Raw genomic sequence first — 18743 nt, 5'->3', positions numbered from 1 at the left:
ATAGATTACAATGATCCTACTCATTATGTCTTAAGTAATAGTCTGAAAATAGTAAATATAAGACAAAAAACGACTTATCCATTTCATGCTATTTACTAATAAATATTCGTAAATCAAGCGTAATATTTGGATTTACCCCATTTTGTTTTAATACCAAAGTATCGAAAAATTTGGCTAGTTAGATAAAGTAATTAAGTCATACGAATTAGTAAAATAATAGAATGAGAGTAAAAATCATGTAATTTTACTTATGTTCGCTAGCGTCCTTGACTTTATTGAGGGTATATTCTCACATTGAAGAATATTATAGCATTTTATATTATAGTAACGAACGTTCCGAAACTAGTAGAGAAGGAGATGATAACGCTTACTTATGTTCTAAGAGAAAGAGGCTGCACATAACTAAATCGTTTTCGTTTTGGGATTAGCTAGAACAATTTAAAGGAGGAAAAGATGAAAAATAGAAAAAAGATAATTTCAATTTGTATGGCGCTTATACTTACGTTAGCTTTACTTATTACTGGGAACCCGGTATCTGCGGATAATTCAGTAGTTGGACAAAATGGTCAGTTAAGTATAAGTGGAAGTCAACTAGTTAATCAAAATGGAGAACCTGTTCAATTAAAAGGGATGAGTTCTCACGGCTTACAGTGGTATCCACAGTTTGTTAACTATGATTCTATCAAATGGTTGCGAGATGACTGGGGAATTACTGTATTCCGAGCTGCAATGTATACATCTTCGGGTGGATATATTCAAGATCGTTCAGTTAAAGATAAAGTAATCGAATCGATTGAAGTAGCCATTGATTTAGGCATATATGTCATCATCGATTGGCATATTTTATCTGATGGCGATCCAAACATTTACAAAGAAGAAGCGAAAGAATTCTTTGCGGACATTTCCGCAAGATATGGACACTACCCAAATATTATTTATGAGATTGCAAATGAACCAAATGGTAATGTAAATTGGAACAACCATATTAAGCCGTATGCTGAAGAAGTAATTCCAGTAATTCGTGCGAATGATCCAAATAATATTATCATCGTCGGTACAGGAACATGGAGTCAAGATGTTCACGATGCTGCTAATAATCCTTTAGCTGATCCTAATGTAATGTATGCTTTCCATTTCTATGCAGGGACACATGGTCAAATGTTGCGTGACCGAGTTGATTATGCATTAAGCCAAGGTGCAGCCATTTTTGTTAGTGAGTGGGGAACAAGTGCTGCTACAGGTGATGGTGGAGTTTTCTTAAATGAAGCTCAAGTTTGGCTTGATTGGATGGATGAGCGTAACCTAAGTTGGGCGAATTGGTCATTAACTCATAAGGCAGAGTCTTCTGCTGCCTTAATGCCAGGAGCTAACCCAAGAGGAAACTGGAGCGCAGCTGAACTATCACCATCTGGTGCATTTGTAAGAGAAGCAATTCGTAGTTCATCACCACCACCGAGTGAACCAGAACCACCGAGTGAACCAGAACCACCGAGTGAGCCAGAGCCACCAAGTGATCCTGAAACATACCCAGCTTGGAGTTCAAGTCAAGTGTATACCGGAGGGGAAATTGTTTCATACAGTGGCCAATTATGGAGAGCAAAATGGTGGACACAAGGTCAAGCACCTGGAGAACAATGGGGACCTTGGGAACCACTAGGGTCTTCACCTCCACCGAGCGAGCCAGAGCCGCCAAGTGAACCAGAACCACCGAGCGAACCAGAGCCTCCATCGGAGCCGGAACCAGAACCACCAAGTGATCCTGGAACATATCCAGCCTGGAGTGCAAGTCAAATATATACGGGTGGAGAAATTGTTTCGTATAGTGGCCAGTTATGGAGAGCAAAATGGTGGACGCAAAATCAAACACCTGGTGATCAATATGGTCCATGGGAGCTAGTTAACTAAAAGTGATTTAAGGCAGATTCAATGGGTGAAAATCACCTTACGAGTCTGTCTTATTTTTTACCAAAAAAGATAAAGATATTTTTTTAGTGAAATTTAAAATATTTTTTAATCATTTTTGTATGAATTATTGGAACTATAGGACCGAAACTTTTGAATAATTAGGGAATAATATAGTCTTTCTCAATGTTATTTACGTTAGAACTATGAATGTGAATAATTGATGACGTGCAAATTGGAAAAATGAAATTTAAACTAGATATTTTGATATAGTCATATCTGTCTATTTTGTATTTTCGCTAGACAAAGTTAGACATAAACCGCTCATTGTATCGTATCATTATTTGTTTCATGAAATACCTGATATTAATAGTAGTTTTAACCCTTAGTTTTAAAATGAAGGTTTGGTGAAGAATGACTAATATACTCGGTTGTGAAGGTGTTTTTTTATATTAAATAAGTAGTAAGGATTAGTAAAAATATAGAAAAAATAAATTAGAATACACCCTTTTACCTACTGTTTAAAACACTTTGACTAAAGTGTAGGGTATTTTTTCACCTTGATCGAAAGAAGTTGAATATATAGAATGAATAACGAAAACGTTTTCGAAACTTTAACAAAGGAGATGATAACGCTTACTTACTTGAGTTCCTGATGAAAAACATAATTAAAACGAAATCGTTTTAGTGTGTGAAAACATATTAAGGGAGGAAAAGATGAGGAGAACAAAAAAAATAACATCAATTTTAATGGTGGTTGCTTTAACTTTAGCTTTAATGTTTACTGTGAATCCAGTATCTGCAGATCAATCATTTGTAGGTCAAAATGGACAATTAAGTATTAGCGGGAGCCAACTCGTAAATGAAAATGGGGAACCAGTACAAATAAAAGGAATGAGTTCTCATGGTTTACAATGGTATGGAAACTTTGTAAATTATGATTCAATAAAATGGTTACGCGATGATTGGGGAATTACAGTATTCCGAGCTGCAATGTATACGTCATCTGGAGGATATATTGAGAACCCATCAGTCAAGGAAAAAGTAAAAGAAGCCGTGGAGGCTGCGATTGACCTTGGTATCTATGTTATTATCGATTGGCACATCCTTTCTGATAATGACCCAAATATCTATAAAGAAGAAGCAAAAGAATTCTTTGCAGAAATGTCAGCTCTTTACGGAGAGTACCCGAATGTGATTTATGAGATTGCAAATGAACCAAATGGAAATGTGAATTGGGATAATCACATCAAGCCGTATGCAGAAGAAGTCATTCCTGTAATTCGCGCAAATGACCCGAACAATATTATTATTGTTGGTACAGGAACGTGGAGTCAAGATGTTCATGATGCAGCTAACAATCAATTAGCTGACCCAAATGTAATGTATTCTCTACATTTTTATGCGGGTACTCATGGACAATCTTTGAGAGATAGAGCAGATTATGCTTTAAGTCAAGGTGCTCCAATTTTTGTAAGTGAGTGGGGAACAAGTGCAGCGACAGGTGATGGTGGTGTATTCCTTAGCGAAGCTCAGCAATGGATTGATTGGATGGATGACAGGCAATTAAGCTGGGCTAATTGGTCACTCACGGATAAAGATGAATCATCAGGTGCACTTAGACCTGGAGCTAGTCCAACAGGTGGTTGGTCAACATCTGATTTATCTCCATCTGGTGCCTTTGTAAGAGAGAAATTAAGAGAGTCTGCTCCACCGTCACAGCCAAGTGAGCCTACTCCACCATCAAAACCAGACCCAGAACCTATTGAACCGGAACCAAGTGATCCAGAACCTTCTAACCCAGAACCAAGCGAACCAGGTAACTACCCGGCATGGAATCCGAATCAAGTATATACTGGTGGAGAAACGGTTTCGTATGCAAGTCAATTATGGACAGCGAAATGGTGGACGCAAAACCAAGAACCAGGAGATATATACGGTCCATGGGAGCGTGTGAGTAATTAAAAAGTAGTTGAAATGAATAAACAGGAAAATATTAGAAGTGTGGGACAAAAGGAAAAAATCCTCTTTGTCCCACTTTTTTATATCTCAAAATGCAAAAATACTAAATTCAGGTCGCAGAGATGCAGTGGCCATGTCAGTTAAAAGTTAATATTTTTTGTATATCGTTTCAGTGTAGTAAAAAAATACTAAGGCTAAAATATACAAAATATGATAAAAGTTCAGGGGATGAATATATCTTGAAACGTACAGTAATGGAATGATTAGTTTTTTATTTCTTTTAATGGTAATAGTCTGTAATTTAAAAAGTTATTGGAAGCATCTACTGAAGTTAATTGAATAACAATATTTAAACAGCCCTTTATTAGGGGCTGTTTTTCTTTCTTAATTGTTTTTGTTCTGTTATGGTAATAATAACTAGTGACTATGATGTGAGGAGTGTTAGAACTATGGCTACATATTCGACAAGAGAAGAAGTGCCTGTTCATGAAAAATGGGATTTAGCGGATTTATATCCTTCACTTGAGGAATGGGAAAGTGATTATAAGTTAATTGAAAAGAAGGCCATTGAGTTAAAAGGATTTGATGGGCGAATTTTGGATGCGCAAAGCTTATATGACTTTTTAGTAAAACAAGAACAACTTTCTTATACCTTTAAAAAAGTTTATGTGTTTGCGATGCTTCAGGTTGATATTGATACTCGTGTTACTTCATCACAAGCACTATTAGATAAAGTAAAACAATTAAGTGTCAAAGTGAGTTCTGCAACATCGTTTTTCATGCCATTTTTACTTAGCCTTGATGAGAATACCCTAAAACAATATATTACAGAAGTAAAAGGTCTAACGTATTTTGAAGAAGACCTTTATGAATCCTATCGATTTAAGAAACACGTTCTCTCAAAGGAAAAAGAAGAAATATTATCAGAATTAGGAGAGGCACTTTCTGCCCCTAGTTCTACGTTTGGAATGATTAACAATGCGGACATTATCTTTGGTGAGGTTACAAACGACAAGGGTGAAAAAGTCGAGTTAACACGAGGAATGTATGCAAAGTTAATAGAAGATGAAAATCGTGAGAAGCGAAGAGAAGCTTATAAAGCTTATTATAAGCCGTACGTTCAATTAAAAAATACAATTGCTACTACGTTATCGTCAGCTATAAAAAATAATGTGAAGCTTTCAACGATGCGAAATTATCATTCTTCGCTAGAGAAAGCATTGTTTGCTGATATGGTTCCTACCGAAGTTTACGATAATTTAATTAAAGCCACAAAAGACAATATTGCTCCTATGCACCAATATATGAAACTTCGCAAAGAAAAATTGGGGATTGAAGAACTAAGAGCTTATGATTTAAGTGTCCCATTGGTAAAAGGGGTTAAACAAGACATTCCTTATGACGAAGCATTTGAAACGATGATAAAAAGTTTACAACCACTCGGAGATGAGTATTGTTCCACTTTACAAAGTTTTAAAGAAAAACGGTATTTAGATGTAAGAGAAACTCCTGGAAAGCGATCGGGTGCTTACAATATTGGTGTTTATGGTGTTCATCCCTTTATTTTATTAAATCATCGGGATGACTTAGACAGTTTATTTACGTTAACGCATGAGTGCGGACACGGCATGCATTCTTATTTCAGTAGTTCTCATCAACCTCAAATTACAGCAGGTTATTCAATCTTTGTTGCAGAGGTAGCCTCAACGGTCAATGAGGTATTATTAATTCGATATTTGTTAGCAAACACAGAAGATAAAGAAAAGAAAAAACATTTACTAAATCATTTCATTGATAGCTTTAAAGGTACGTTGTTTACTCAAGTGATGTTTGCAGAATTTGAGAAAATTACTCATGAGAAGGCGGAAAAAGGTGAGCCGTTAAATGCGGATGTCTTTAATGATATATATGAGTCATTGTTTAGGGAGTTTAATGGCAATGAAGTTGTTTTTGATTACGAAGTGAAATTTGGATGGACGCGTATACCACATTTTTACCGACCTTTCTATGTGTATAAATACGCTACAGGTTATGCGGCAGCCATTGATATAGCTGATCGATTACTACAAGGGGAGCCACAAACATTAGAACAGTATTTAACCTTTTTAAAAAGTGGAAGTTCAGATTATCCTTTAGAACTATTAAAGAAAACAGGTGTCGACTTAACAAAACCGGAACCTATCAAAAATGCTCTAAACGTGTTTGGCGGGCTAGTTGAAGAGTTTTCTACATTATAATGGGATAAACTTCCTCTTATTTATAAGAATAGAAACTAGGAGATGAAACATACTATTTTTACATTCTTAAAGAGAGGTGATACAAGATGGCACGAAGCAACAGCAGTAATCAACTTCTAGTACAAGGTGCAGAAGCTGCACTAGACCAAATGAAGTATGAGATCGCACAAGAATTCGGTGTACAACTTGGTCCAGATGCAACATCTCGCTCGAACGGTTCTGTAGGTGGAGAAATCACAAAACGCCTAGTACAACAAGCTCAACAACAATTACGTTAATATGTAATGGCTAAAAAGCGCACAATTTTGTGCGCTTTTTTCTATGGTTAAGGTATTCATTTTAGAAGAGAAATGTGGCTCGTATTTTGAGAGTTAATAATTATATAGTGATGGAAAAAGATTCCTTTGATTTATATGAATAGAATCATTTATACCATGCATACTATTCATAACCTAAAAAAGAGAGGTGATACAAGATGGCACGAAGCAATAGCAGTAATCAACTTCTAGTACAAGGTGCAGAGGCTGCACTAGACCAAATGAAGTATGAAATCGCGCAAGAATTCGGTGTACAACTTGGTCCAGATGCAACATCTCGCTCAAATGGTTCTGTAGGTGGAGAAATCACAAAACGCCTAGTACAACAAGCTCAACAACAATTACGTTAATACCAAGTAAGTAAGATGAGCAAACTAAAAACGAAGAGAGGATGATTTCAAGATGGCACGAAGCAATAGCAGTAATCAACTTCTAGTACAAGGTGCAGAGGCTGCACTAGATCAAATGAAGGTTGAAATCGCGCAAGAATTCGGTGTACAACTTGGTGCAGATGCAACTTCTCGTTCAAATGGTTCTGTAGGTGGAGAAATCACAAAACGCCTAGTACAACAAGCTCAGCAACAATTACGATAATTTCATAAAAATGGCTGGCAACGCACAGGTTTCTGTGCGTTGCTTTTTTGGTTGTAATGAATATAGAGTATTCAAGTTATCATATAAAAACATTCAAACTAATATGTAGGTCTTAGGAAACATTCTACGTATTAGAGGATAAAAAGAAAGCAATAAGCAAAAATAAGAAAAAAGGAAGAATGGATGATTCATATGCATCTCGCTACCGCTCTTTTTGTCATATTTGCTGTTTGGAAATGGGGCGATTGGAGGAACTGGCAAAAATACCATACAACAATTTTATTTTATTCGTTAGGAAATTTAGCATATAATTTTTTGACTGCAAACTACTTTCTCTGGCGTTTTAATGCTGAAATTTTAGTGAATCACACGATCGCTGAAATGGTGTATACTTTCGTGGTTTTTCCGGGTACTATCATTTTGTTTTTAGGCAATTATCCAACTGAAAGACCAAGAATCATTTTACACCACTTCAAATGGATTACGATTTATGGGGTGTGGGAGTGGGTATTTACTTTATTCGGTAAGATTGAATATCAATATGGCTGGACGTTAGGCTGGTCGGTCGCATTTTTGGTCATTATGTTTCCATTATTAGCTTTACATCATCGTCGTCCGCTACTTGTCTATTTCCTATCCGCCATTGTTGCGGTACTAGTATTGTGGTACTTTGAAGTTCCTGTCCATATCCCAATAGAATACCGTAATCCTGATATACCTTAGAGCAAATTAGTTGCTTTAAAGTAAAGAATCGCAGTACGCTATGGCTACTATGAAAGGGGATATTGCAATGTATGAACGAGGGATACAAAGAAAGTGGAAGCCACACAAAAAAAAGAATAGTTCAAGTCATTCATCTGCTTTATTACTTGAGCCAGGTCATTGGAGCGAATATGACCCATTTTTATTACTAGCAGAAGATTGGTTTGAGCGAGGAACATTTGGTCTCCATCCACACCGAGGAATTGAAACGGTTACATACGTGATCGATGGAAAGCTCGAGCATTATGATAACAAAGCGGGCAGTGGGGAAATCATAGCAGGGGAAACACAATGGATGACAGCTGGAAAGGGAGTATTACATGCAGAAGAACCAGCAGAAGGAGTGGTCGTTCACTCTCTTCAGCTTTGGGTGAATTTACCGAGAGATAACAAGATGGTTGAGCCAAGATACCAAAATCTTAAGACGAATGATATTCCTACTCGACAAGAGGATGGAGTAACTATTCGTGTCATCTCAGGTCAGTCAGGTGAAGTTACTGCGGCTACTAAAAATTATGTGCCGATTACAATGCTTGAATGTAGCTTTGAAGAGAATAAAACAATAGTTGAGGCATTACCAAGTGAATATAACGGATTTATATATATCCTTGAAGGAAGCGGATCTTTCGGAAAGGACAATACTGTTGGAACACAAGGGGAGGTTTTGTGGTTAGAACGTGCCCAAGGTGACAAGAGTACAATTAAAATGACTTCCAAAGAAGAACTTAAGTTGCTTGTGTACGTTGGATTGCCTCTCAACGAGCCTGTTGTGGCGAGAGGGCCATTCGTAATGAATACAGAAGAAGAAATTAAACAAGCCTACCAAGACTTTCGTGATGGGAAATTTGCCGAGTAGCATTTACTTGAAATGAAATATATACCTTTGTTATGATCGTTTTATGTCCTACTCTAGTTTTGAGTAGTTTTTTTTAGGAGTAATCTATATATAAATATATATGTTTTTCAAAAATGGTTACAAATCGAAGGCAGGGTTTCGAGTATCAGATTTCAATGAGACTTTGCCATTCTTCTTGGGGGAAACTGATGGAAAAGGGAACAACGGTCGAATCTAAATACATTCAACAACATCTGGCCAATGAGCGAACATATTTAGCATGGATACGGACAAGTATTGCATTAATCGGTATTGGTTTTTTAGTAGCAAGTCTTCACTTTAATACAACGATGACAGAAGTATTAAGTGACACGATAGCCATTGTTTTTTGTACTTTTACTTTTTGTGTAGGAGTAGCAACGATTGTTATCTCAACGATTCAATATTATCGAAATCGAAAAACAATAAATGAACAAACGTTTTATTCTTCTAATTTGCTCATTATTCTTATGTCTAGTGTTATGATTATGGCCTTTATCTTTTGTTTAGTCTACATTTTTTATGTCTAAAGTGAGAGTAGTATAAGGAATCTATGACAAAAAGGATGGTTTTGTGATAGTAAACAAAAAGATTATGCTAGCAATCGTAATGTTGATGATTGTTTTGACACTCATTATTAAACAACGTGAACAAGTGGCGACCGTTCTTCCATTTACTCAGGAGTCAACATGGAAATACCACAAAAGCCTTGAAGGTGTGAATTGGTCAGAAGAAAAAATAGAGGTTGCAAAGGACTATTTCAACTCACTAAACTCAACCGCGTTATTTGTTGTATATGATGGGAAAGTCCTGTTAAGTTGGGGCAATGTTACAAAAAATACAAATGCTCATTCTGTCAGAAAGAGCTTTTTAAGTTCTCTTTATGGTATCCATCATATACATTTGAACGATACTCTTCATCAACTTGCCATTAGTGACATACCTGAATTGACGATTCAAGAAAAACAAGCATCTATTCGTGACCTAATGACGTCAAGTTCAGGAGTTTATATTCCTTCTGCCGAAGAAACAAGGAACATGATTCAAAATCGGCCACAACGTGAGAGTCATCCGCCAGGAGGTTTCTTTTATTACAATAACTGGGATTTTAATGTGCTGGGAACGATATTTAATAAACAAACGAATAAAGATTTATTTCAGGAGTTTTATGAGAAAATCGCATCCCCATTAGAAATGGAGGATTTTTCTTTAACAGATACAAGTTATCGAAACGTAGAAAATAAATCGATACATCCAGCTTACTTGTTTCGGATGTCAGCACGAGATATGGCACGCTTTGGACAATTATTCTTACAAAACGGGAGTTGGAATGGTAAGCAAATTATCCCTCAACAGTGGATTAAGGAAAGTACATCGGTTCAAATACGTGTACCAGAAAATCAAACTTATGATTATGGGTACATGTGGTGGGTCGCAACTGATGGTCCTTTTAGGGAGTTAGGCATGTATTCAGCTGTCGGAAGGTTTGGTCAGTCTATCGATGTGATTCCTAGTGAGAAGCTAGTCATTGTACATCGAGTTGACTCAGATAAAGGAAGATTTCGATTACCCATTCGGGGTGTCTCACAAACAGAAAGGTTAACACTAATCCAGTTTATATTAGACGCAAAACTAGAACATAAATAACAACAGTCCCATTGCGAAGGGAGATAAAAAAGTTAGAAACCAAACTTTATAGGGTGGCAATGGCTCACCATGTTGCCAGCCTACTATGCCAACCCCATTCATAGTAGGCTTAAAAGATGCTACAGTTCGCACTTTGCGAAGGGAGATAAAAAAGTTAGAAACCAAACTTTTTTATCTCCCTTTGTATTGTATGGAAAATGCTCTTTTTATTTTGTTTTTTTGTTTTTCTTTTGGTTTTATTGAGCCGATTTTATCAACTTGATATCTAGCTCCAATCTTTCCTACAATATACACTCCATATTTCAATTTAGAGAGATAATGGACTGTGATAACGGAACTTATTAGACTAAAAAGAAACAAAAATGGGATATAAAGAATACCGACCTGTATCGAAACGAATGAGAGAATGGTTCCAACTAAGTGTATATAAAACATGTGCAACAAATAAATACCAAACGAATATTGACTAACGATGATGAGCAAAGGAGGTATTTTTTTTACTCGTGTTGCAATATAAAAAAGGAAAAAACCAACGGCTGTTGTGTGAAATAAGAGGTCGATCCTTTTAGAGCTATGAACAGTAATGACTTCAAAGTGATAAAAGGATAACAATAGAAAACTTGAAACAATAGGAGCGACAATAATCACGTATTTTATCCGATGAAGAAACGCTCTAAAGCTTTTATAATGATAGCCACAGTAAAAGCCGAGGCTATAATAAAACAACCATCCAAAGAAAGGGACCCAATAAAATCGTTCCCAGATGTATGTGGCATATGGAGAATCGGGTGGTGTTGTGAAATGAAAGATGCTCAAATACAACCCATTTATGATAAGAGAAACACTAATTACAACATATGGATTCGTTCTTTTCAAGAATGTATGCAGTAGCAAGTGAAGGATATAAAATTGAAAAATAATTAAAACGAAGTACCCATGAAAATCACCAACCACTGCATTCATTAGTAATTTTACTCCCCAAGCTTCTAGTGAAGAGGCATGGGGAATGGAATAGAAGAAAGCCATTGCTAAAAATGGGATAAAAATATAGGTAATCCGTTTTTGCAAAAATGCCTCAGGTATGTTTCGATTCCGATATGAATAAGCGAGAATAAACACAGAGATAAAGATAAACAACGGTGTCCCAAAGTACAATAAGATATTAACGGAATCAAATACTATTCTAACTACCGATAGCGTTGTAACGGATTCTAATCCAAGAGCAACTGCATGTAAAAACACAATGCATAAGCATGCGACGCTCCGCAACAAGTAAATTTCCTTTAAAAGACCCGTTTTTGTCATTTGTCATCACGCCAAAATAGATGACTCTCTTGATGTTTCACTTCTGGTTTTGTAAGCGGCATATGATAAACTGGTTTTTTCTCTTTGAGTGCAGTCCATTTTTCTTTCCATTGTGTAGCCATTATTTTATCCGAAAGTTTAAGTACAACGTATCCAAATATCATCCCACCGGCAAGGTCAATGACCCAATGAATCCCTAAGTAAACCGTAGAAATGATAATTAGTATATTTAATGGAACAAAGAAATATCGTATCGGCTTTGCTTTTTCTCTAAGCGCTAGCAAAATAGTGACAAATGCTATAGATGTATGCATGCTTGGAAAGACATGATTAAGACTTGGAATAATTGGCTCTGTTATCGTTCGATGGCCTAATAACGGATCAGTGAATGTGGTACCAAACCATTGATTATAAATCCACCATACTTGGTGTCCATCTACCCAAAAGTGAAAAGGGAGGATAAGCAAGTATTGAAGAAAATGGCCTGCAAACATCGCTAGAAGTATCTTATTCGGCTGTCCAGTCAGTAAATAATAAACAGCGAGTGCTAGCAAGCAAAACACAAACCCGTGCACATAAATCCAAACAAAAAATTGATCTAGGAGCAGTGGAGTTGAAAGCTGCCATAACCATGTTCCATCATTAAAAGGAATCGAGTAAAGCAGTGGGTCGATCGGAATCTTAAATCCAAATAGTCCATTGGGGTTTGAAATTTCCCAAACCAGCTGCCACACATGAAGGCCAAATGTTGATAAATTGGCAATAATGAAGATCCCTAGAAAGATAAACGACTTTTTCAAGGTTTCTTTTTCAAGCTGAAAATAATGCGCACATAACACAATTGGTAATAGTAGCACTAAAAAGAATTGTAGTCTTTCCCAACCCCAACCATTAGGGATAATCGCGATTAAAGGGAGAAGAATGATAAACGAATATAACTTAATTTTACTAGTTTGATTTTGCTCCAACATTCCAAGATTCGTAGACATAATATCACCCATTTACTGTAGGATGATGTCATTGTATCTAATAAATATGAGCAATTTTTTAGTGAAATATGATCAAATTATTAAATCATATTAAAAACGTGTAACAAAATCATAGATTATCTTGTCTGTTGGTTGGGAATCGGATCGAAAAAGTTGTCCCTTTTCCAATTTCGCTCTCTACCGTAATCGTTCCATGGTGAAGTTCAACAAGTTCTTTCACGATTGCTAACCCCAAGCCAGTTCCTCTGCCTTTTTTTGTGCGAATTCTGTCAACCTTAAAGAAACGTTCCCAAATTCGGTTTAAATCATAAGAGGGAATGCCTTTGCCGGTATCAATTATTTGGACTACAATGTCATCATCTTGTTGTTCTATGTTTGCGATAACTTGCCCATCCTCTGTAAATTTATTAGCATTATGAATTAAGTTTTTAAAGATTTGTTCGAGACGTAACGAATCCCCGGTAATTGTGGGGATGTACTCAGGTGCTACTAATGTGAATGTATTTCCTTTTTCCTCGAATGAAGGTTCCAATTGAACGGCTACTTTTTTAATAACGTCATCGATTTGAACAAAGTATAAATCAAGAGTTACCTGTTTTTCTTCAAGTTTAATAAGGTCCATTAAGTCATCGACTAAATACTGGAGATATTCAGTTTCTCGATACATGATTTCATAATAACGTTGTTGAGACTCCTTATCCTTAACTAGGCCATCCTGCAACGCTTCTAAAAAGCCTTTCATTGCAGTTAAGGGAGTCCGAAGTTCATGTGAAATATTTGCTATAAAATCTTTGCGCCGATTTTCTAGAGTGCCTCGTTCTTTTTCGATGTCATACAGCTTTGCTGCCATTCGATTAAAGGAGTTAACAAGCTCTCCAATTTCATCCGGAACGCTGTGGTATACTCTTTTTTTATAATTCCCTAATGCGATTTCATTCGCTGCTTCTTCTATTTTTCGTAAGGGTTTAGAGATGGACCATGATAAGTAGGATACGAGTAAACCAACTATCAATAAGCCGCTTATCGATGCCCACAGTATAATTTCTCTAATGTTTCGTACTGTCGATTTTATTCCTGAGACAGGTGAGTGCATGATGATGGCCCCATGGATTTGCTCGGTTGTTCCCCAAGGTACAGCAACCGATAACATTGGTCTTTCTTCATCCTCAATATTCATGACTTGAAAGCTAGTGCCTCCATTGAGAATTTGTTCCATCAGTTCATCATTAATAAATTCACCTAAAAATAAATCTTGCTCTGACGATGTGGCGACAATTTCACCTGTATCATTAATCAACCAGATTGTTGTTTCTGAGAATGAAGCGAGGTGTTCAATTGTATTTTTCACATTTGCATTTACATCCGTCTCATGAAGTATCGCACCATTTACGTTTCGCGCATAGGTAAGCATTTCCATTCGCTTTTGACTTGTAATATAATCAGCAGTCGAGTGGGCTATCACGATGCCAATTAAACTAAAACCTAATAAAAAAACAATTAAAAAACTAAATAGTAATCTTCGAAACAAACTTTGGTTAAACCATTTCATAGGAGCATTCACTCCTTTTCCTTTTCTTGAAACTGATAACCAACACCCCATACCGTATGTATACAATCAATGTGGTGCTTTGCAAACTCAGTTCGAATTCGTTTGATATGTACATCTACGGTACGAATATCACCAACAAAATCAAAACCCCAAACATGCTCGAGCAATTGCTCTCTTGTTAAGACGGCGTTGGGATGTCGCACCAAATACAAAAGCAAGTCAAACTCTTTAGGGCGTAACGTTAATGATGTTCCTTGGACGTCAACTTTTCGTTGCAGAACCGCTATTGAAAAAGAAGAAAAAGTATAAATTTCTTCTTCAACAGAACGTTCATCACCTAAAGGTCTCGCAGAAGTCCTTCGAAATATAGCCTTAATTCGAGCAATGATTTCTCTAGGACTAAAGGGCTTCGTAACATAATCATCAGCCCCAATTTCTAACCCTAATATTCTATCAAACTCTTCATCTTTTGCGGATAACATAATTATTGGTGTATCCGTCTTTTTACGGATTTCTTTACACACTTCATATCCATCGATGTCTGGCATCATAATATCTAACAAAACAATATCAGGGTTTTCAGATTCAAAGAGTGAAAGAGCATCACGACCATTATTTGCTTCAATCACCGTATAATTATTATCTGTAAAAAAAAGACGAATGATTTCACAGACGTATGGATCATCATCTGCAACGAGTACAGTAAGGTTATTCATATAGACCTCCTTTGTTATTCCTCCACATCCCATTCTATAACCGTATTTCCTTTTTCCTGAATTCCAGTTTTTACAAAACCATCATTTATCGTCCTTACGATGATCTCAAGGTCATACTCCTTCCAAAGCTCTAACTCTATGTTTTCATTTATCAATATTTTTTCTAGTGACATATAGAAATGTTCAGTAAGAAGTTCAATGTGTTCAATTGAACGTGGTTCTTTATAAATAAGCTCAAGCGTAATCAAAGGCTTAGTTCGAGATAACGTGCCAGAGGCAACGTGAACATTATCCAATCCTTCTAAATTACTAGCCGCTTTTGAAATAGAATTTATAAGTATACTTTTGTCTTTTGTTTTTGGTTCAAGGTCTTGTTGGCATGCAGCAAATAAGAACAACGAACAAATAAGTAAATATAAAAAACGCCTCAAACAATATCACTCCATCATTTTCATTATCTAATTATAGTAACATATCTAATGCAAAAGATGGGGGATTAATGGGAAATAGCCGATTATCTAAAGCGAATAGCGCGCAAAAGAGTTACCTATTTTGAGATGATTTTAATGTAACTTAGTTATTTGTGTTGTTTTTTATGTAACCATTCAAGCTCTTCTAATGTGTCATGAAGTGATAGTAGTTCATAATATATTACGGTCTTTGGGGAAAAATGATGGTGGTATTTTTTATTGACTACATAATGTGAGTTGACATATTTAAATCTAGTGTCTAGCTCATCAATCAGTTGATAATGGGTGGAAGGGATTTCACCTTTAGGATGTAGCAGAATAGTTGTTATTGATTGAATAAGTTTTGAGATAAATCGGATTTCTTCTGCTGAGAAATTAATCCTTTCTTTAAGGTACTGTAAGTTACCAAGGTGTAAGTTGATGCGTTGGAATAATAGAATTATATCTTGAATTCGGTGAAAGCTTCTAATTTCGTTTATTTTTCCCTTATGAAATTTCCATTCCTGCAATTGAAATTGTGTGAGTTGGTTTGTTTTATTCATCACTTTTTGTAATTGGATGTAAGATGTTGATGGGGATGAAGAGAGTTGATGTTCCTTAATCTTCGTTACCCATTCTTCAAGTGCTTTAGCAGTTAAATGATAATATTGTTTCACTTGTGACTGAATCATCGGTGTAAATTTTGGTGGCAACACAAAAGTATTGATGAGTGTTGCAACAATTAATCCAATCGAAGTCGTTCCCAGTCTCGATAAAAAAGTTAAAAAATAATTATCATGTATAGTTGGTATCATCGCAACTGCGGTTAATACAGCAACTAAATAGCCATCATATAATTTTAAAGAATGACATAGTAAAATCGTTAAAACTGCAGCGCTGGCATACGTAAATGGAGTTTCTCCAAAGAAAGCGACAAACAGGACAGCCAAAGCAGCGCCTATTCCTGAAGCGGGAAATCTAATTAATCCTTTTCGAATGGAATCAGATGCCGTGGGTTCAATAGATACTATGGCAGTTATGACGGCATAGACAGCTGGGAGTTCTAATAGTAAACATAAAAATGCTGTAATGAACACAGCGATTCCTGTTTTAATCACTCTCGCTCCTGCAAACTTAAGCTTAGACGCTTTCATCCTGTTCACCCGACTTTTTTAAGATTTAATACAGTAATTATATGAGCTAAACGTAAATGTGACCAACAATGTGTGACATTCAATAACAGTTTTTTTGTGCTTGAGAAGAAAAAATAAATAAGACCAATCATCTCCGTTTTGGAAAGATTGGTCTTTTCTCTTTTTGCAATATAAAATATCTTTTTTGGTTTTTGTTTTTCTCGTTCTCATGTCAGTAAAGGCAAATGGACTTCTACTTAACTCTGGATTACGCTTTCCTTCTCGGCTTCGTTTTTCCCGAACTTTCTTGGCTTTTGACTTCGCCATGTTAATCACCTCTTTTGAAAATGTACTATTATTATAATACAGAATAAAGGAAATGTAATGTTTAGTTTTACAATATGAAGGGGAAAGAAAAAACAAGTTCAACTAAGTGGTTGACATTTCTACTTAAAAACGAATATAATTATCTTAAATTCAAGATAATATATTTTTTTGCTGATAAATCTTAAATTAAAGATAATTATTTAGGAGGTGCTGGTAAGGTTTTGAAATATATTCTCGAAAAGTGAATCCTTTTAAGAAGGTAAAGAAAAACTAGTAAGGCTGCGAGGGGTTGTACAGGTGAGTATATTAAAAAAATTATTTCATATTGGAACTAAAAAGGAGACGATTAAAATGGGAAACATTAATTTAGCTGTAATTTACTATAGCTCTACAGGAACAAACTATAAAATGGCTGAGTGGGCTAAAGAAGGAGCAGAGGCAGCAGGCGCCAATGTAAAAGTAGTAAAAGTTCCTGAATTGGCACCAGCATCAGCCATTGAATCAAACCCAGGTTGGAAAGCTCACGTGGAAGCAACAAAAGATGTTCCAGAGGTTACCTTAAATGATTTAGAATGGGCAGACGCCATTATCTTTAGTGCACCAACACGATTTGGTAGCATGCCAGCTCAAATGAAACAGTTTTTAGATACGACTGGTGGTTTATGGTTTAATGGGAAGTTAGTTAATAAGGTCGTAAGTGCTATGTCTTCAGCATCTAATTTACATGGTGGTCAAGAGGCAACCATTCTTGGAATTTATACAACAATGTATCACTGGGGAGCGATTGTAGCTGCACCTGGCTATTCTGACCCTGTCACGTTTGCGGCCGGCGGAAATCCTTATGGAACTAGTGTAACGGTAGACCAAGAAGGCAACATGAAAGAGGATGTCGAAGATGCTGTTAAATATCAAGCAAAGCGAACAGTACAAATTGCGGAATTGATAAAAAAAGGGAATGAATAAGGAACTTACTGAGAGGAGAAACAACTATGAGTCTAAAGCCTTTAAAAGGAATACATCATGTTTCTGCCATTACGACAGATGCGAAAAAAAATTATGAGTTTTACACAAAAATTCTCGGATTACGACTAGTAAAGAAAACTGTAAATCAAGATGATACATCCGTTTATCACCTGTTTTATGCCGATGAAAGAGGAAATCCTGGTACGGATTTAACGTTTTTTGAATTTCCTCATGCTGGTCAAACCTATCATGGCACAAGTAGTATATCTGCTACATCATTACGAGTACCTAATGATGAGGCGCTATCATACTGGAAGAGCAGGTTTGAGGAGTTACAAGTAGAACATGATGACATTACGAATGAGAGCGGAAGAGCGACATTAGCTTTTCGTGACTTTGAAGGACAACGTTTGGTTTTGGTGTCTGATCAGAATAATCAAGGGGTTGCTCCAGGGAAGCCTTGGGATCAAAGTCCAGTACCTACTCAACATAGCATTTATGGATTAGGACCAGTTAAATTAACTGTTCCACAAGCAGAATATACAATCAAAGTACTGAAAGATATTATGGGCTTTAGAGAAAATCGCACATATCCTTCTCCAGTTTCAGGACAAAAAGATATTATTGTTCTTGAGGTAGGTGAAGGGGGTACCGGTGCTGAGATTCATGTAGAAGAACGCTCAGACCTTCCTAGAGAACGTCAAGGAAGAGGAAGTGTTCACCATGTTGCTTTTCGGGTTGAAGATGAGGCTGAAATGCGTAAATGGGTAGATTATTTACAAGAGTTACGCATTCCGAATTCTGGATTTGTTGAGAGATATTATTTCCGTTCGTTGTATTTCCGTGAACCAAATGGGATACTTTTTGAACTTGCTACGGATGGTCCAGGATTTGAAGGAGATGAATCATTTGAAAACTTGGGTGAAGCTTTATCCTTGCCACCTTATTTTGAAGACCAACGTGCCAATATTGAAGCTCGCTTGAAGCCATTGGAAACAAAGGAATAAAGGAAGGAGG

At 36.3% G+C, this 18743-nt stretch carries 19 protein-coding genes; 12 read left to right on the top strand and 7 right to left on the bottom strand.

The genetic code is table 11. The features are described 5' to 3' along the window. The first annotated feature begins 453 nt into the window (after positions 1–453). The 10 genes from BK585_RS12070 (at position 454) to BK585_RS12025 (ending at position 10295) form a co-directional block, all read left to right on the top strand. Entirely contained in the window at positions 454–1905 is a 1452-nt protein-coding gene (locus BK585_RS12070) for a cellulase family glycosylhydrolase (RefSeq protein ID WP_078553685.1), read from the top strand. 714 nt (positions 1906–2619) lie between these two features. Beyond that, positions 2620–3867, top strand: coding sequence for a cellulase family glycosylhydrolase (locus BK585_RS12065; RefSeq protein ID WP_078553684.1), 1248 nt, complete (start codon positions 2620–2622; stop codon positions 3865–3867). A 446-nt stretch (positions 3868–4313) separates the two neighbouring features. Next, positions 4314–6101 carry an oligoendopeptidase F gene (gene pepF / locus BK585_RS12060; RefSeq protein WP_078553683.1) on the top strand — a complete coding sequence of 596 codons (1788 nt, stop codon included), beginning with the start codon at positions 4314–4316 and terminating at the stop codon, positions 6099–6101. Positions 6102–6187: 86 nt separating this feature from the next. Beyond that, complete coding sequence (locus tag BK585_RS12055; RefSeq protein WP_078553682.1) at positions 6188–6379, top strand: alpha/beta-type small acid-soluble spore protein; 192 nt, start codon at positions 6188–6190, stop codon at positions 6377–6379. 197 nt (positions 6380–6576) lie between these two features. After that, complete coding sequence (locus BK585_RS12050) at positions 6577–6768, top strand: alpha/beta-type small acid-soluble spore protein (protein WP_078553682.1); 192 nt, start codon at positions 6577–6579, stop codon at positions 6766–6768. A gap of 52 nt (positions 6769–6820) precedes the next feature. Then, the gene (locus BK585_RS12045) at positions 6821–7012 is read left to right on the top strand and encodes an alpha/beta-type small acid-soluble spore protein (RefSeq protein WP_078553681.1); all 192 of its coding nucleotides are present in this window, start codon (positions 6821–6823) and stop codon (positions 7010–7012) included. A gap of 183 nt (positions 7013–7195) precedes the next feature. Next, positions 7196–7735 carry a CBO0543 family protein gene (locus BK585_RS12040; RefSeq protein WP_245805824.1) on the top strand — a complete coding sequence of 180 codons (540 nt, stop codon included), beginning with the start codon at positions 7196–7198 and terminating at the stop codon, positions 7733–7735. A 67-nt stretch (positions 7736–7802) separates the two neighbouring features. Next, entirely contained in the window at positions 7803–8630 is an 828-nt protein-coding gene (locus BK585_RS12035) for a pirin family protein (protein ID WP_139367663.1), read from the top strand. 188 nt (positions 8631–8818) lie between these two features. Then, the gene (locus tag BK585_RS12030; protein WP_078553680.1) at positions 8819–9178 is read left to right on the top strand and encodes a YidH family protein; all 360 of its coding nucleotides are present in this window, start codon (positions 8819–8821) and stop codon (positions 9176–9178) included. 43 nt (positions 9179–9221) lie between these two features. Then, positions 9222–10295: a serine hydrolase domain-containing protein gene (locus BK585_RS12025; RefSeq protein WP_245805823.1), complete on the top strand. Its 1074-nt coding sequence runs from the start codon at positions 9222–9224 to the stop codon at positions 10293–10295. 171 nt (positions 10296–10466) lie between these two features. Here BK585_RS12025 and BK585_RS12015 read toward each other — a convergent pair whose 3' ends face one another. The 7 genes from BK585_RS12015 to BK585_RS24430 form a co-directional block, all read right to left on the bottom strand. Continuing rightward, complete coding sequence (locus BK585_RS12015; protein WP_170885566.1) at positions 10467–11564, bottom strand: acyltransferase family protein; 1098 nt, start codon at positions 11562–11564, stop codon at positions 10467–10469. A gap of 32 nt (positions 11565–11596) precedes the next feature. After that, on the bottom strand, positions 11597–12589 hold the full coding sequence (locus tag BK585_RS12010) for a phosphatase PAP2 family protein (protein WP_170885565.1): 993 nt from the start codon (positions 12587–12589) through the stop codon (positions 11597–11599). A gap of 109 nt (positions 12590–12698) precedes the next feature. Beyond that, on the bottom strand, positions 12699–14138 hold the full coding sequence (locus tag BK585_RS12005; protein WP_170885564.1) for a sensor histidine kinase: 1440 nt from the start codon (positions 14136–14138) through the stop codon (positions 12699–12701). Positions 14139–14146: 8 nt separating this feature from the next. Beyond that, a complete protein-coding gene (locus tag BK585_RS12000) occupies positions 14147–14854 on the bottom strand; it encodes a response regulator transcription factor (RefSeq protein WP_078553675.1) in 708 nt (235 codons plus the stop codon). A gap of 14 nt (positions 14855–14868) precedes the next feature. Then, the gene (locus BK585_RS11995) at positions 14869–15285 is read right to left on the bottom strand and encodes a hypothetical protein (protein WP_078553674.1); all 417 of its coding nucleotides are present in this window, start codon (positions 15283–15285) and stop codon (positions 14869–14871) included. A gap of 146 nt (positions 15286–15431) precedes the next feature. Then, entirely contained in the window at positions 15432–16457 is a 1026-nt protein-coding gene (locus tag BK585_RS11990) for an aromatic acid exporter family protein (protein ID WP_078553673.1), read from the bottom strand. Between the two features lie 18 nt (positions 16458–16475). After that, entirely contained in the window at positions 16476–16763 is a 288-nt protein-coding gene (locus tag BK585_RS24430) for a hypothetical protein (RefSeq protein ID WP_245805822.1), read from the bottom strand. A 351-nt stretch (positions 16764–17114) separates the two neighbouring features. Here BK585_RS24430 and wrbA point away from each other — a divergent pair, with 351 nt between their 5' ends. Further along, a complete protein-coding gene (wrbA, locus tag BK585_RS11980; RefSeq protein WP_078556780.1) occupies positions 17115–17726 on the top strand; it encodes an NAD(P)H:quinone oxidoreductase in 612 nt (203 codons plus the stop codon). Between the two features lie 26 nt (positions 17727–17752). Next, complete coding sequence (locus tag BK585_RS11975; RefSeq protein WP_078553672.1) at positions 17753–18733, top strand: ring-cleaving dioxygenase; 981 nt, start codon at positions 17753–17755, stop codon at positions 18731–18733. The last annotated feature ends 10 nt before the right edge of the window (positions 18734–18743 follow it).

The sequence above is a fragment of the Bacillus alkalicellulosilyticus genome, assembly GCF_002019795.1.
GTDB classification, from domain to species: Bacteria; Bacillota; Bacilli; order Bacillales; family Bacillaceae_F; genus Bacillus_AO; species Bacillus_AO alkalicellulosilyticum.
The sequence above is the reverse complement of the archived record's forward strand: the minus strand, read 5'-3'. Positions and strand labels throughout refer to the sequence as shown.

Coding starts and splice junctions, on each gene's coding strand:
- BK585_RS12070 (WP_078553685.1), top strand. CDS start 454: ATGAAAAATAGAAAAAAGATAATTTCAATTTGTATGGCGCTTATACTT.
- BK585_RS12065 (WP_078553684.1), top strand. CDS start 2,620: ATGAGGAGAACAAAAAAAATAACATCAATTTTAATGGTGGTTGCTTTA.
- pepF (WP_078553683.1), top strand. CDS start 4,314: ATGGCTACATATTCGACAAGAGAAGAAGTGCCTGTTCATGAAAAATGG.
- BK585_RS12055 (WP_078553682.1), top strand. CDS start 6,188: ATGGCACGAAGCAACAGCAGTAATCAACTTCTAGTACAAGGTGCAGAA.
- BK585_RS12050 (WP_078553682.1), top strand. CDS start 6,577: ATGGCACGAAGCAATAGCAGTAATCAACTTCTAGTACAAGGTGCAGAG.
- BK585_RS12045 (WP_078553681.1), top strand. CDS start 6,821: ATGGCACGAAGCAATAGCAGTAATCAACTTCTAGTACAAGGTGCAGAG.
- BK585_RS12040 (WP_245805824.1), top strand. CDS start 7,196: ATGATTCATATGCATCTCGCTACCGCTCTTTTTGTCATATTTGCTGTT.
- BK585_RS12035 (WP_139367663.1), top strand. CDS start 7,803: ATGTATGAACGAGGGATACAAAGAAAGTGGAAGCCACACAAAAAAAAG.
- BK585_RS12030 (WP_078553680.1), top strand. CDS start 8,819: ATGGAAAAGGGAACAACGGTCGAATCTAAATACATTCAACAACATCTG.
- BK585_RS12010 (WP_170885565.1), bottom strand. CDS start 12,589: ATGTCTACGAATCTTGGAATGTTGGAGCAAAATCAAACTAGTAAAATT.
- BK585_RS12005 (WP_170885564.1), bottom strand. CDS start 14,138: ATGAAATGGTTTAACCAAAGTTTGTTTCGAAGATTACTATTTAGTTTT.
- BK585_RS12000 (WP_078553675.1), bottom strand. CDS start 14,854: ATGAATAACCTTACTGTACTCGTTGCAGATGATGATCCATACGTCTGT.
- BK585_RS11990 (WP_078553673.1), bottom strand. CDS start 16,457: ATGAAAGCGTCTAAGCTTAAGTTTGCAGGAGCGAGAGTGATTAAAACA.
- BK585_RS24430 (WP_245805822.1), bottom strand. CDS start 16,763: ATGGCGAAGTCAAAAGCCAAGAAAGTTCGGGAAAAACGAAGCCGAGAA.
- wrbA (WP_078556780.1), top strand. CDS start 17,115: ATGGGAAACATTAATTTAGCTGTAATTTACTATAGCTCTACAGGAACA.
- BK585_RS11975 (WP_078553672.1), top strand. CDS start 17,753: ATGAGTCTAAAGCCTTTAAAAGGAATACATCATGTTTCTGCCATTACG.